Origin of the sequence: Alteromonas sp. 07-89-2 (assembly GCF_013113925.1) — a bacterium.
Taxonomy (GTDB): Bacteria; Pseudomonadota; Gammaproteobacteria; order Enterobacterales; family Alteromonadaceae; genus Alteromonas; species Alteromonas macleodii.
Genome location: NZ_VTYM01000007.1, coordinates 96721 through 111825, shown reverse-complemented (window position 1 = coordinate 111825; position 15105 = coordinate 96721). Strand labels below are relative to the sequence as shown.

Here is a 15105-nt window from a genome sequence, read left to right as displayed (position 1 = left end):
TAAAAAAACACCATTTTAGACGAGCTTTACTTCGACTTTAGAAGCAAATCGCTCACCGCTTTTGTACTAAAAATTAATGCGGTATCGACAGGCTAAAAAATGTCATCTAACGCACTGAATACGTAGCTTGACAAATAATCAAAAAAACTTTGCTGGTAGGGGCTTGGCAGGGCGATTTTGTGTGCTACCATCCGCGCAAATTTGGCACTGTCGTGATCTTCATCCAAAAGTATAAAGTTAAAAGAAGAACGACAGGTCAACGCAGGGTTTCGACTTTGCTTGTTTTTTAGCCGCTTCCATGTAACCGTGAGCAGTCTTACACGGCGGGAACGCTTTTTGTTACAGCTATTTCTATGAAAGGGTTGCAATGCTCATTAACGACACACTTCATACAACTTCACCCCTACGCCAGCGTATAAGAGACTACTATCGTATTAGTGAGTCGGTGGCTGTGGATCAAATTCTTCCCATTGCCGAGGTAAACCCACGTGCACGAAGCCGTGCATGGGAACGTGCACGAAAGATGGTGCTTCAAATTCGCCGAGAGCAAGAAGGACACGGTGGTGTAGACGCATTATTAAATGAATACTCGCTATCAACAGCAGAAGGTGTGGTATTGATGTGCCTGGCTGAAGCCTTGCTGCGTGTTCCAGACAAAGCGACTCAAGATGAGCTTATTCGTGACAAGCTGTCTCAGGGACAGTGGACACCTCACTTGGGGAATTCAGAGTCGTTATTTGTTAACGCATCGGCGTGGGGCTTGTTGTTTACGGGCAACATGGTGAACTATGCCGACAAGCGCAAGAAAGAACAGTTTGGCTTATTAAAACAAACCCTTGGCCGCTTAGGTGAACCTGTTATTCGCCGCGCTATGAACATTGCGATGCGCGTTATGGGTCGTCAGTTCGTTATGGGCGAAACCATTGAAGATGCGGTAGATCGCGCCAAAGAGAAAGAAACCAAAGGGTACGTATATTCTTACGACATGCTAGGCGAAGGCGCACGCACTATGCGCGACGCTGAGCGTTACTACGATGCATACGTAAAAGCAATAAAAGTAATCGGTAAAGCGGCTAACGGACGCGGTCCTAAGCGTTCACCGGGGATCTCGGTAAAGCTTTCTGCTATTCACCCACGCTTTGAATTTTCTCACCGCGAACGCGCCATGGCAGACATTCCGCCGCGCTTGAAAGCGCTGTGTATGATGGCGAAAGAATACGATATCGGTTTAACCGTAGATGCGGAAGAAGCTGACCGTCTAGAGCTTTCTCTAGATATTATTGAAGCTGTATTTCGCGATGAAGACCTGAACGGTTGGACAGGCTTTGGCTTGGCCGTACAGGCCTACCAAAAACGCGCAATCCACGTTATAGAGCACTTACGTGAACTTACCCTAGAGGTAGGTCGTCCGCTAATGGTGCGTTTGGTTAAAGGCGCTTATTGGGATACTGAGATTAAGCTTACTCAACAAGCGGGCCTTGAAGAGTTCCCTGTATTTACTCGTAAGTCGTCAACAGATGTGTCATACCATGCCTGTGCGAACCGCTTACTTGAGTATCGTGACACCATTTACCCGCAGTTTGCGACTCACAATGCCTACACAGCGTCTGTTATTGTTGAGCTTGCTGGTGACGACAAAGAAGGTTTTGAGTTCCAGTGCCTGCACGGTATGGGCGATACCCTTTACGATCAGGTGGTAACACAGGATAAGATTCAGTGCCGTGTTTATGCACCTGTAGGTGAACACGAAGACTTATTGGCCTACCTTGTACGTCGTCTTCTTGAAAACGGCGCGAACTCGTCGTTTGTAAACGCTATCGTTGACGATGAAAAACCGGTTGAGTCTTTGCTTGAAGATCCGGTAGAGAAAACACAACGCCTGAAAGTACGTTATAACAAGTTAATCAAAACCCCACGTGGGCTGTATGCGCCAGAGCGCGATAACTCGCGTGGTCTAGACCTTACCGACACCAATGCGGTAACGGCGCTTAAACATGAACTTGAGCGCTGGCAGGATTACTACAAAGTGACCGGTGAAGTGCCAGAAGGTGCGACAGCGGTACTTAGCCCAACTAACCACAACGACGTGGTAGGTTATCACCATTACGCTACGCCTGATGATATGCGCAAAGCACTAGATGAAGCCGAAGCTGGGTTTGAAGCATGGTCTAAACGCGATGTAAGCGAGCGCGCTGAAATACTTAATCGAACAGCAGATGCGCTTGAGCGCCACATGGCTGAGCTTATCGCTATCTGTATGCGTGAAGCCGGTAAAGTAGCGCAAGACAGTATTGATGAAGTGCGTGAAGCCGTTGATTTCTGCCGCTACTATGCTGTGCGCGCAGAAGAGCTTGCAGAAGATCAACGCTTACTTCCTCGTGGTGTTGTGCTTTGTATTAGCCCGTGGAACTTCCCACTAGCCATCTTCTTAGGCCAAGTGGCAGCGGCACTTGTAACAGGTAACACTGTTATTGCTAAGCCCGCTGAACAAACCAGCATTATTGCGCAGCGTGCGGTAGATATTATGCACTCGGTAGGGCTGCCAGAAGATGCATTGAAACTTATTGTATCGCCAGGTAAAGAAGTGGGCGAAACCCTTCTGCCAGACGAGCGCATTAAAGCGGTAATGTTCACAGGTTCAACGCAAACCGGTACGTTAATTTCTCAAGTACTTGCAGAACGTGGTGGCGAACAGGTGCCATTGATTGCAGAGACGGGCGGTCAAAACTGTATGATTGTTGATTCAACTGCACTGCCAGAGCAGGTAGTTGATGACGTGATCCACTCTGGTTTCCAAAGTGCCGGTCAGCGCTGTTCAGCACTTCGCGTATTGTTTGTACAAGACGAAATTGCTGATGATCTTATCGAAATGCTAACTGGCGCCATGAAAGAGCTGACCGTTGGTGACCCAACGCAGCTTGCTACCGATGTTGGCCCTGTTATTGACGAGAAGGCGCTTAAGAGCCTGACCGACCACCAAGAGTACATGGAAGATAAAGCCAAGCTGCTTTATCGCAATGAAATGCCAGCAGGCTTTGAAAACGGTACTTTCTTTGCGCCGACCTTGTATGAAATCAAGAACATTGATGTGCTTGAAAAAGAAGTGTTCGGCCCTGTGGTGCATATTGTTCGCTTTAAGTCGAAAGACCTTGATAGTGTGCTAGAGCAAATCAATGGTACAGGTTACGGCCTAACTATGGGCATTCACTCGCGTATTGAAGAGCGTGCTAACGAACTAGCAGCGAAGAGCCGCGCGGGTAACGTGTACATTAACCGCAACATGATTGGCGCTATTGTTGGCGTTCAGCCTTTCGGTGGACGTGGATTGTCTGGCACAGGTCCAAAAGCGGGTGGTCCTAACTATCTGCCTCGCTTAATGATGGAACGTGCCACACCTAAGCCTTCGCACATTGATGATGTAGACGGTACTGATGCAGCGCTTGTCGGTGATGAAAAGATTGCCGAGCGTGCGCACGTAATGATGGATAAAGCGAAAGCGGTAGAAGTGCAGTGGCGTCATACGCCGTTGAATGACCGTATTTCTATGGTACGTCAGCTTCTGGCAAAAATTGCGAAAGTAGACATTGTTGACGAGCTTGCTGATGACTTGAACCGCACGCTTGCGACGGCACGTCAGCAGCTAACCAGCGTTGAGCGCAAGCTTGCCAAGCCACAAACTTTGCCGGGCCCAACAGGTGAATCTAACAAGCTTTACTTAGAGCCTCGCGGAATCTTGGTGTGTTTCGCCGATAAAGAAGTAACCTTCGAATACTGGTTGCTGTCTATTGTGACCGCGCTATCAACAGGTAACCCGGTAGTATCAGTTGTGTCTGAAATTTTCTACGAAGAAGCTGTGGAAATTCAAAACAAGTTTGAATCAACTGGCGCACCAAAAGGATTATTCCAAGTAGCACGTCTTGCACACCTAGACACCTTGCTAATGGACGAAGACTTGTCGGGCGTAGTGGTAGATTCAGGTACTGATCGTACTGCGCGTATTACAGCAATGCTGTCATCTCGAGAAGGCGCTATTTTGCCGGTTATCACAGCGGAATATAACGATAACCTTATTCAGCGTTTGATGACCGAAAAAACCATCAGTATTGATACTACGGCATCAGGTGGTAACACATCGTTGATGACCCTAGTTGAAGATGATGAATAAGCGGTAATACTTGCGGTAAATACCGACTTGGCAAGATAGCGATTTAATTGAGAGCTATCTTCACAACATGTCATTCAAAGGCCAGCGCTAAGCTGGCCTTTTTAATACTTTATTCTTACCTTTCTCATTTATTTCTAATTCCTTGCTCTTTCCTTAACCGGACCTTAACCCTGCGTTTGAAATACTCGTGTCAGTTAATTTAAAAAAGCTGCGCATAGACCTTCGAAAGTAAGCTGTGCGCCAAATAATAGGCACAAGTCATGGGCAAGATAAAACTGACGGTAAATAGCATTACCCTTTGCATTTTGCTGTCTGCATGCACAAGTACTGATGACAGAGCGTTGAGCGAATCGGCATCGTCGTCAACGGGTAACAACGTTGTGTGGCAGTCTCAAGCACGGCAACAAGAATCAACACAAACCTTGCTGCTGAATTCGGACACGAGGTTAACCGATGTAATTGATATCAGAGAATTACCTCACTTAGCCGGTTTAATTGATGAAGCCTTGTCTTCTAATGCTAGTCTGCAGCAGTCGTTAATAACGCTTAGAAAAGCACAATTAGCCATAGATAGTGCAAAAGCGGATAGGAACCTTAATGTTGACGCGAGCTTCTCTGCGTCAAAAAGTGAAACCACCAATAGCAGTGCATCTACCAGCTCAAATACCAACTCCAGTACGAGCTCTAGTTCGAGCAGTCCGAGCTACAGCGCGAGCATGAATGTCAGTTGGGAGCTGGACCTATGGCAAAAAATCAGCGATGGAATAAGTGCAGCAAACTTAGATGCAGCAAGTGCCAGAGCCAGCTATCAGTCTGCCAGAGATTCTCTGGTCGCTAACGTAGTAAGAAGCTATATCGACGTACTCACTCAGCAGCAATTACTGAATATTGAGCAGTCTCGGTTAACTGTACTAGAAAATAACGAAGCCGTTATTTTAAAGCGCTATAGCACCGGGCTGGGAAGCCTAGACGATTTAGATACTGCGCGTACAAGCAGTGCAAATACTCGCGCTACTATTGCCCAATATGAAAATGCACTTTTAACAGCAAAGCGCACATTGGCCGTACTCTTAGGCAGGCAAAACCAATCGCTAAACGAACTCAACACTCAAGTTAGTTTTCCTGACGTATTATTGCCGCTAACAACTTTACCGAAACAGGATCTGGCACGTAGACCCGATCTTCAGGCGGCCTTTTATGCGTTAAAAGCAACAGAGTTTGAAGTCGATGTGGCCTACAAAGCCCTGTTGCCAAGCATTAGCTTGTCTGCATCACTTTCTGATAATGCCTCTACACCCTCACAAGCTTTGATTACTAACCCTTTATGGAGTTTGCTTGGGCAGATGACCGCGCCATTGTTTCAAGGGGGGGCTTTAAGGGCGCAAGTTGAAGATGCAAAGCTAACCTCAGCCAATGCCTGGTGGCAGTATCGCGAAACGTTATTAACGGCGGTACAGGAAACCCAAAATGCGCTGGATAGCGAAACTGCGTTGAGTGCTCGAATTAGCCACACCAACGTGGCGCTAGCAAATGCAGAGCGCAGCGTCTCTACCATTGAAGGTCAATATCGACAGGGCCTTGCTGACATCTTGGACTTACTTTCCGTATATGACACGCGCTTTAACCTACAAGCTCAGGCAGTTGAGCTGCACGCCCAGAAATTACAAAACCGAATTGACTTAGGCCTAGCCCTTGGCCTTGGAGTGTCACAATGAGAAACAAACGAATTATTGTAACCTTACTCGCCGCTGCAAGTATTGCGCTAGCGGTTATGTATACCATGATGAATATGGGCGCCCAACATCCTGGCGCAAAACCGAAGACCGAATCAAAGCCTACGTCTCCAGCAATTTCCGCTGATGCTGAGCAACCACAAAATGGCGCTCAGGCAAAGAAACCTGCAGGTGGTGAAAGGCCAGCAGCATTACCTACAGCCGATAGCAGTGTGAACAGGCTTAACAAGGCAAGCGACACGTCATCAGTGAATACCACTAATCGCAGCCCAATGAGAGAACAAAGCGGCAATACTCAGCTGGCTCAAGTAGGCGTTATTGATGTAACCGCCGACAGCTATAACGCTAAGGTGAGGGGGTATGGTCAGGTTGTTCCGCAAGATAGCTTGAGCTTAGTCGCACAGGTTAGTGGTCAAGTTACTGATATATCTTCGTCTTTTAAAACTGGTGCCCTAGTGGCAAATAACACGGTATTGGCACGTATTGATGACACCAACTATCAACAGGCGTTAGCAAGTGCAAATGCTACCTATCAAGCGGCTGTGGTAAGTCTAGAAGAAGAGCGATTACAGGGTATTCAAGCGAAAGATGAATGGACACGTTCAGGGCTTGATGGTGAACCTTTATCGGCATTAGTACTGCGTGAGCCACAGCTAAAGGCGGCTCAGGCCACGTTGGATGAAGCCGAGCAAAGTGTAAATTCAGCCAAGCGAGATTTGTCGTTTACCTCGTTACGTGCACCTTTTAATGCATTGGTGGTCAGCCGTGACATTGCGCTAGGGAGCTATGTTCAAGCTGGCAGTGCAGTCGCCACACTCTATTCTGCAGATATTGCCGAAGTGGCAATTGGCCTTTCACCTAGCCAATGGGCTCAACTACCTTCTGGTGATGAAACGCAATTGTCTGGTGATGCCTCCCTTAACTGGCCGGTAACGCTTACCGATACCACTACAGGAAATACCTGGTTTGCCAATATCGTTCGCGCAGAATGGCATCAAAGTGATACAACGCGTCAGCGTAACGCCATAGCGGTTGTTGAGAAGCCGCTGGCGCAATCAACGCCTCTTTTATTCGGCAGCTTTGTGCAGGCAGACATTGAAGGAAGAGCTCTCGACAATGTCTGGAAACTGCCGGCTTCTGCTATCTCGCAAAAGCAAGAAGTATGGTTAGTAATGCCATCTACCGGGCAGTTGGCAAAGTTCACGCCTTCGGTTTTGTTTGAAAGCGAAGGTTATGCCTACATCACCCCACCAAAAATCAGTGAAGTTACGGGCGATATTGCGAGTAATGTTGCGGGTACAACCTCGGGTAACGCTAGTGGCAACAGCATGTCAGAACAGGTTGGTGAAATACGCCAAGCGCTGGTGGTTGCGCGCCCTTTAAACAGCTATCTGGTGAATACCAAAGTATTGCCTGTAGTGGAAGGACAAACAGGAGGGCAAGCTGATGACAAATAGTCGAAACGGCGCACCGTTTGACGGGGGCGAGAGTCCGAAAGGCAATAGGAATGGTGGGAATAACTCCCGGGGAATTATCGCTTGGTTTGCGCAAAACTCAGTAGCGGCGAACTTGCTCATGGTCAGCCTTATCGTGCTTGGCTTGGTGTCCATGAACGATATCCGCAAAGAGGCATTTCCAAGCATGGAGCCACGCTTTGTTACCATTTCAATGACATACGATAGTGGTGACCCTAAACAAGCAGAAGAAGGGATAGCTATCAAAATTGAAACTGCTCTGGAGGCAATCCCTGGGATTAAGCGAATTACCTCTACCTCGAACGCCAGCGGCGCCAGTGTGCAGGTAGAAAAGGAAACCGAATACGATTTAGACACGCTTTTCAACGACATCAAAACCGAAGTAGATAGTATTTCTAACTTCCCGTCAGATGCTGAAAACCCTGTTATAAGCAAAGCACGCCGACAAGACCACGCTATTTGGGTGCAGCTTTATGGTGACGTCGACCATGCTACCCTTCAGTACTTGGGTGAGCAATTAGAGCGAGATTTACTGGCAACAGACGACATTCGAGAAGTCAGCGCAGGCAGCTTTGTCGACCCTATGATGTCTATTGAAATAGACGAAGGTAAGCTTCAAGCCTACGGATTAACGCTGTCAGACGTGGCTGATGCCGTTAACCAGGAGTCGAATACCGCGCTTACAACCAGCTTGCGCAACAAAGAAAAAGTGATTCGTTTAAAAGCGTCTGAACAGTCTTACTGGGCGAAAGATTTTGCCAACATCCCACTCATTACTGATACCAATGGCGTCATACTCACCGTTGGCGATGTTGCTACAGTGCGCGATATGTTTGCCGATGACAGCTATCACTTGTCACGTTACAACGGTACCAATGGCTATGGTATTCAGGTACTTATGGACGAATATGGTGACGTAACAAAAATGGTAAAGCAGGCTCACGAAGTAGTGGACGCATGGCACGAAAAAGGCTTGCTACCTGAAGGCGTAGAGCTTGAAACCTGGTATGACAAAAGCACGCTTATTACCGAGCGATTGACGTTACTTACCAGTAATGCGCTTATGGGCATTGTGTTGGTATTTGTTACTCTTGCCGTGTTTCTAAATTTACGCGTGGCATTCTGGGTGGCGGCAGGCTTGCCCTTTATCTTCTTCGGCACCTTGTACTTCATGACCGACAGCTATACGGGAATGACGCTAAACGAAATGACCACATTCGGTTTTATCATGGCCCTTGGCATTGTGGTGGACGATGCCGTGGTGGTGGGGGAAAGTGTGTACGCCACACGTAAACAGCATGGCGATACGCTTCAAAACACTATTTTAGGTACCCATAAAGTGGCGGTTCCCACACTGTTTGGTGTGCTAACCACAGTGGCCACTTTTTTCGCACTATCGAACGTATCGGGTGGCTTAGGTACCCTTTATTCTCAGTTCGGCACTATCGTTACCTTGTGTTTGTTGCTGTCGGTGGTGGAATCGAAGCTGATCTTACCTTCTCATTTAGCCCATTTGCCAACCAAGCAAAAAGCGCGGAGGGGCTTAGGTGGCGTATGGAACAAAGTGCAGCAAAAAGCGGATGGTGGACTTCAGTGGTTTAACTACCACGTGTATCAGCGCCTGTTGAAAGTCACCGTAGCCTACCGTTATGCCGCTGTATTGTTGTTTATTGCCTTATTTGTCATGGTGGTTAGCCTACCGCTTACTGGTGCGGTAAGAGTAAGCTTTTTCCCCAGCATGCAGGCCGACACGGTTTCGGCCAATATGTCGCTTTACAGCGATGCCAGCTATGGACAGAACGAACGCAACTTAATGCTGCTAGAGAAAAATGCGCTAGAGGCGGATCGTCAATTAACCCAAGAAAACGGCGCAGATAAAAGTGGCATTAGCAGTTTGCAAGTAACGGCGAGTGGCGATCAAAGCGGCACAATCACCATTTCACTTGATGAAGACTCCTCTTATTCTCTTGATGAATTGTCGGCACGCTGGAATGCGTTAACTGGCAATTTAGAAGGCGTAAAAAGTCTAAAAATACGCTCACGCCGAGAGATGGTCGACGGGTTTAACGTTGAAATTAAAAGCATTAACGACGATACCCTGACGGCGGCTAACGATGCCTTTATTGAAATACTTAACAATATCGATGGTGTATATGCAGTTGAGAGTTCGCTGACACCCGGCGAAGCCATGATGCGCTTTGAACTTACCCCCGAAGGACGAGCGTTGGGGTTGAATACGCAAAGCCTATCGCAGCAACTGTTAAAAGCATTTGGTGGCGAAATTGTTCAGCGCTATTTGCGCGATAAAAACGAAGTAAAAGTGCGGGTGCGTTATCCTGAACAAGACAGAATGAATCCGTCTGATGTAATGAACACGCAAGTGCGTTTGGACGATGGCACCGTAGTACCGCTTTCTGTAGTGGCTAACGTTATTCAAGATGTGCAAGAAAAACAGGTGGTACGTATAGACGGCCTACGCGCCCTAACGGTTAGCGCGTCGGTGGATAGCGATGTTATCACCTCAACCGAACTGGTGAATTACTTAAACAACGAGTTTGTTCCTCAGCTATCGCGTCAGTATCAGGACTTATCGCTTTATTTTGCCGGTGAGGCTGAGCAGCAAGCTGAAACGCAAAGCTCCATGCAGAGCGTGTTTATATTAGCCTTGTTGTCTATTTTTGCGTTGTTGGCGATTCCGCTTAAATCCTACGTACAGCCGCTTATTATTATGACCGCCATCCCCTTTGGTATAGTCGGAGCCATTATCGGCCACTGGTCGAATGGATTAATGATAAGTCTGCTCTCGCTGAACGGCATATTGGCGCTTAGCGGCGTAGTGGTTAACGACAGCTTGTTGTTGGTTTCACGATTCAACGCTTTGCGAGAAGAAGGTGTGCCGGTGGAAACGGCAGTGATCGAAGCTTGTACCAGTCGCTTACGGGCTGTGTTGTTGACCTCAATAACCACCTTTGGAGGCTTATACCCCATATTGGGCGAAACATCGGTACAAGCGCAGTTCTTAATTCCGGCAGCTGCGTCGCTGGGTTACGGTATATTGTTTGCCACCGCCATCACACTTTTATTAATACCCGCATTACTGTTAATTTATGACGATGTAAGCCGTCTAATGGCAAAGCATTTGGTTAAACCTTTAACGGAGAATACGGCTAATGATCCGCGTGTTACTAGTGGAAGATGATATGGGCCTGGCGGGCAATATTATCGACTATTTAGAGCTTGAAGACATGGTATGTGACCACGCTGCAAACGGTGTAGCCGCGCTGTCTCTTATCCAAAAGCATCCGTTTGATGTTGTGGTGCTGGACATTAATTTACCGCGGCTTGATGGCTTAAGCGTATGCGAGAGGGTGCGGGAAGACGGCAACGATACGCCTATTATTATGCTCACCGCCCGTGATCAGCTGGAAAACAAGCTAGAAGGCTTTCAAAAAGGGGCCGATGATTATTTAGTAAAGCCGTTTGACATGCCTGAACTGGTCGCTCGGGTTTTTGCACTGGCGCACAGGCGTTCATCACAAGTGAAAAAGCTGCGCTTTGGCAACGTAAGTTTAGCAATGGGAAGCGACGTAGTAAGTGTTGAAAACGTGCCTATAAAGTTAAGCCCCACAACATTTACGCTGCTAAAGGCATTGTTACAGCAACAAGGAAAAGTTATGCCACGGGAGCGTCTTCTCGATGCGGTTTGGGGAGAAGATGCGCCAGAGAGCAATGCGCTTAAAGTGCACCTTCATAATTTGCGTAAATCACTGGCGCAAGCGAATGCTAGCATTGAGGTAAAAGCAGTAGCCGGCACAGGCTTTTGTGTGACGTTAAAACCAGAACAGTCGAGTTCAGTGCAAAGTACAAGCGCGGAACCAAAAAGTACAAATAAAGGAAACGATCAGTGGTAAATGGCCTTCGCATCAGCTTAAGACGCTACGTCCTATGGTCGCTATTAAGTTTGGCCGCCGTAGTTATCGTGCTCTTTTCAATACAAAGCAGCGATAGCTTTTTCGATGGTATGGACGGCATGCTGAGAAATACCATGATACGGGCGGCAGAAAGCGCAGAGCTTGATGACAACAAGCATGCTCAAATTCTCGATTTACATGTTTTTGGGAACTACGAGAGTTTGCCTGACGAAGTGAAGCAGAGCTTTTCCAAAGAGAGCTTTATACCGTTTTCACTTATGAAAGATATCAACAAACCTGATTGGTTTTCCCGTCCTATTTCGGCTCACTTTGCCGTGTTAGTTCCGTTAGAAAATGGAGAACCGCGATACGTTACCCAAGTGTTTGTCGCGCCACCTTCTGACGGCAAAAAACACTTTAGAATTAACCATGTTATTTACAGCGCCATTGTGGGCGTAGTTGCACTGGCTTCGTTTTTTGTCGCCTTGCTTTTTCTTATGCGCAGCGTGTCTCGCCCCATAGAGTCATTGCAGAGGTGGGCGGCGTCTTTGGATGAACAAGAGCTCGATAAGCCTATCCCGGAGTTTCGTTATAAGGAACTTAACGCGCTAGCAGGGATGATACATGGCAGTTTGCAAAACGTGCGCAACACCCTAAATCGAGAACGGGAATTTGTTAACCATGCGAGTCACGAGCTTAGAACGCCGATTGCCGTCATTAGAAGTAGCGCGGCATTACTGCACAGAGTGATAGATAGTGAAAATACTAAAGGCAATAACGCGCTTGCGCGGGTGGATCATGCCTCAAAAACCATGGCAGATTTGACCGAAACTCTACTTTGGTTAGGAAGAAATGAAGAAGCAGCTTTACCCAAAGAAAAGGTTAATCTTAAAGCAATGGTTGAGGCTCTAAGCCAAGATTTAATGTATTTGCTGTCGGGAAAAGACGTGAGTGTGCAGCTGCAATTGAGCGATTGTGAGTTAACGCTGGCGAAAACGGCGAGCGAAATTGTGATAGGAAATGTGATTCGAAACGCTTATCAGCACACGCAGCAAGGAAGAGTCACAATAAGTCTTTCAGATGCAACGCTCACCGTACTCAACGAAGAGGACGGCCTTGAAGAAGAGGCGCTTAACGAAAAAGGCCAAGCGACTTTATCTACGCCGACTATCAGTGAGTTAGATGGCGGATTTGGAATAGGGTTAAAACTCATTGATAAGCTTTGTGCGAAGCTAAAATGGGGTTATACACATGAGAGGATAACAGCCCGAGATTCACATGATGACCAAGGTGATGTTTCTCGTATGACAAGAGGGTATAGAGTGGTGCTTACAGTACGATAATAGGCGCATATAACTCATCAAAGTGTTTGCACGTTGTCACTTCTAATTCAATTTACCGAAACGAGCCCAATAAAAAACGCCGATGCTAACATCGGCGTTTTTTCGTTTTTTAGCGTATAGCTATAAAACCTACACTACATCCACTCGCTGCTTCTGCGTTTGCGCTTGGGAAGGTAAGTCAGCATTACGCCCAGTAATATACCCACACCGGCTACCATACCACCGCGTGTAAACCAGGTAACCAGCTCATCTTTATTCGCGCGATCTACTTTGGCGGTAAGACGAGTTATCTCAGAGGCTTGTTCCTCGCTAGTTGTTGTAAGCTTCGATACCTGCTGACGTGCATCGTTAAGTTGCTGGCGAAGTCTGGCGTTTTCAGACTGCGCTGTTTGCAGTGCGCTTTGGCTCTCAGCTAGCTTCTCACTTATGATTGGCAATTGCTCGGCTTGCGACATGGTATTTGACACAAAGCGGCTTTCCACCCAGCCTTCACGACCTTCGTTGTCGGTAATTTGCGTGAATTCAGCATCGTTATCGCGCGCAAGCACAGTAATAGGTGTGCCTGCTTCAATTGAACCTAGTATACGGTAGTTACGACCAGGTCCAGTATGCATAAAGATAAACAAGTCATCTCTTATGTAATGCGAAGAAGACGCTTCTAAATCAGCGGTATCTTGTAGCGAAAATGCTTGAAAAGAGCATGCAATAAGGGCTGCTGCTAACCACTTTCGAATCATATGAAGTCCAATTTTAGAATTTAAAACGTGAAGATGGTATTGGTTGACCGCGATAAAGGCAAGTTTGTTCCACTTTTGTCTAATTAAAGCATCTTGTTTCATGGCGCCAGCATTGCGAAAAGTAAGCGACAAAGGTAAGGTGTCAGCATCATAAGCTGTGCCTAGCGCAACCATGTCAGAAATAGAATTAAAATTTGTAACGGGTGACAACGCCCACCATGCGTTTACTCAACGTGTACTTCCTCTTTTCGAAAAAAACAGTATTCAGGTTAACTCTCATCGTGAAATGCGCCTTGAGAACGACTATTACGATACAGATAAGCTCGATTTTCAAAACAATAAAATGGGCTTTCGTGTTCGAGGTAACAATGGTGAATACGAACAGACGCTAAAGACTAACGGCGTGGTCAGCGGTGGTCTGCACAAACGCATGGAATACAATGTGAGCCTTGATAATTCGAGGCCCGACCTCACGCTATTTGAAGCCAGCGCTTGGCCCCAGGATTGGGATGTGGCGGCAAAAAATACGCGGCTATCTAAACAGTTTAGCACTCACTTTACTCGCAATGCCTATGTGGTTAGTGTGGGTGAAAGTATGGTTGAAATTGTGCTGGACTGTGGCGAAGCAAGTACAGAAAAAGCCAGTTCCCCAATCAACGAAATAGAGCTTGAGTTGATGTCAGGTGATATCAACAGTTTGTTTACGTTGGCGGTGTTAATAAACGACAACATGCCGGTACGCCTTAGTGATGTATCAAAAGCGGCGCAGGGATATCAATTACTTCACGGTTTTAACGCTAAAGTTCGACACCTGCCAGATTTCCTTGCGCTTGAAGGCACAACCACCACGGAAGAAGCATTTAGCCACGCGGTTCAAACTGCATTGGCGCATTGGCAGCACCACGAGCATGTGTTTTGCGAAAGTGGCTCAATAAAAATGCTCGCAGAAGTCGCCAAGAGTGTACGCTTGTTACTTCAAAGTGTATCGCTTTACTTGCCGGTTCTGCAGTGCCCTGAACTACTAGCCCTGCATAAAAAGCTGGTCACCCATGCGCAAAAGTGGGGCTGGCAAGACGACTTACAAAGTTTGCGTTACTTGCTCTCTAAAAAGAGCATGTTTAACAAAACACTCAGCAAACATCCTGCAGTAGTAAGCTATTTGCAAGGACGACAAACAGGCTTAATGCAGGCTCATGAGCCCGAAAAGCTGTTTTTCGACAACGATGCCACAGACATTAAGCTACACGCCATAAGTCTTATTCAGAATAAGCCGTGGCAAAAAGTCGCAACGGGTTTTGATCACCCGGTGCTTGATCATGCAAAAGGCTGGCTGTCGCAAGGTTGGCAAACTGTACAGCAAAGCATGCCGCTAAATAAAACCATGGGGCCTGCTAATTACAGCGCTGTAGAAGTGATGCTTAGGCAGACATTATGGAGTGGATTTTTGCTTGGTGACTTGTTTGTAGAAGAGCGGGGTAATTTTCGCGCACCGTGGTTAGATTTGCTCACTGGTATTGATGAGCTGAATGCGCTGCTTATGTTAAAGCAGTCGATAGACGACGCCGAAGTAGACTCTCATGACGAGATGCGAAAATGGACGTCAGAAAAGCTCAGTACATTAATTCGTATTATGGAACGAACTCGCACAGTGGCTATGCAACGTGACGTTTACTGGTAATTGTTTTCTATGTATATGTGGTTACTGTAAACATGCACGGTAAAGGCAACTCGAATCTCAAGG

General features: G+C 47.0%; 8 protein-coding genes. 7 read left to right on the top strand and 1 reads right to left on the bottom strand.

The window, feature by feature from the left end; translation table 11 throughout:
* Nucleotides 1–367 precede the first annotated feature (367 nt).
* The 6 genes from putA (at nucleotide 368) to F0261_RS06960 (ending at nucleotide 12627) form a co-directional block, all read left to right on the top strand.
* The gene (gene putA / locus F0261_RS06985; protein ID WP_171337553.1) at nucleotides 368–4165 is read left to right on the top strand and encodes a bifunctional proline dehydrogenase/L-glutamate gamma-semialdehyde dehydrogenase PutA; all 3798 of its coding nucleotides are present in this window, start codon (nucleotides 368–370) and stop codon (nucleotides 4163–4165) included.
* Between the two features lie 260 nt (nucleotides 4166–4425).
* Nucleotides 4426–5880, top strand: a complete 1455-nt coding sequence (locus F0261_RS06980; RefSeq protein WP_171337552.1) for a TolC family protein — start codon at nucleotides 4426–4428, stop codon at nucleotides 5878–5880.
* Nucleotides 5877–7355 carry an efflux RND transporter periplasmic adaptor subunit gene (locus tag F0261_RS06975; RefSeq protein WP_171337551.1) on the top strand — a complete coding sequence of 493 codons (1479 nt, stop codon included), beginning with the start codon at nucleotides 5877–5879 and terminating at the stop codon, nucleotides 7353–7355. Before F0261_RS06980 ends, F0261_RS06975 begins: the two co-directional genes overlap by 4 nt.
* Nucleotides 7345–10572: an efflux RND transporter permease subunit gene (locus tag F0261_RS06970; protein WP_171337550.1), complete on the top strand. Its 3228-nt coding sequence runs from the start codon at nucleotides 7345–7347 to the stop codon at nucleotides 10570–10572. Before F0261_RS06975 ends, F0261_RS06970 begins: the two co-directional genes overlap by 11 nt.
* A complete protein-coding gene (locus tag F0261_RS06965) occupies nucleotides 10544–11284 on the top strand; it encodes a response regulator transcription factor (RefSeq protein WP_171337549.1) in 741 nt (246 codons plus the stop codon). Before F0261_RS06970 ends, F0261_RS06965 begins: the two co-directional genes overlap by 29 nt.
* Nucleotides 11278–12627 (top strand): HAMP domain-containing histidine kinase, encoded by a 1350-nt coding sequence (locus F0261_RS06960; protein WP_171337548.1) that lies wholly within the window; start codon nucleotides 11278–11280, stop codon nucleotides 12625–12627. Before F0261_RS06965 ends, F0261_RS06960 begins: the two co-directional genes overlap by 7 nt.
* 134 nt (nucleotides 12628–12761) lie before the next feature.
* On the opposite strand, the gene F0261_RS06955 is transcribed toward F0261_RS06960, so the two are convergent.
* A complete protein-coding gene (locus F0261_RS06955) occupies nucleotides 12762–13574 on the bottom strand; it encodes a TIGR04211 family SH3 domain-containing protein (protein ID WP_253819234.1) in 813 nt (270 codons plus the stop codon).
* Between F0261_RS06955 and F0261_RS06950 the strand changes: the two genes are divergently transcribed.
* The gene (locus F0261_RS06950; RefSeq protein ID WP_041449807.1) at nucleotides 13537–15042 is read left to right on the top strand and encodes an inorganic triphosphatase; all 1506 of its coding nucleotides are present in this window, start codon (nucleotides 13537–13539) and stop codon (nucleotides 15040–15042) included. The genes F0261_RS06955 and F0261_RS06950 overlap by 38 nt on opposite strands.
* The last annotated feature ends 63 nt before the right edge of the window (nucleotides 15043–15105 follow it).

Coding starts and splice junctions, on each gene's coding strand:
- F0261_RS06975 (WP_171337551.1), top strand. CDS start 5,877: ATGAGAAACAAACGAATTATTGTAACCTTACTCGCCGCTGCAAGTATT.
- F0261_RS06980 (WP_171337552.1), top strand. CDS start 4,426: ATGGGCAAGATAAAACTGACGGTAAATAGCATTACCCTTTGCATTTTG.
- F0261_RS06970 (WP_171337550.1), top strand. CDS start 7,345: ATGACAAATAGTCGAAACGGCGCACCGTTTGACGGGGGCGAGAGTCCG.
- putA (WP_171337553.1), top strand. CDS start 368: ATGCTCATTAACGACACACTTCATACAACTTCACCCCTACGCCAGCGT.
- F0261_RS06950 (WP_041449807.1), top strand. CDS start 13,537: ATGTCAGAAATAGAATTAAAATTTGTAACGGGTGACAACGCCCACCAT.
- F0261_RS06965 (WP_171337549.1), top strand. CDS start 10,544: ATGATCCGCGTGTTACTAGTGGAAGATGATATGGGCCTGGCGGGCAAT.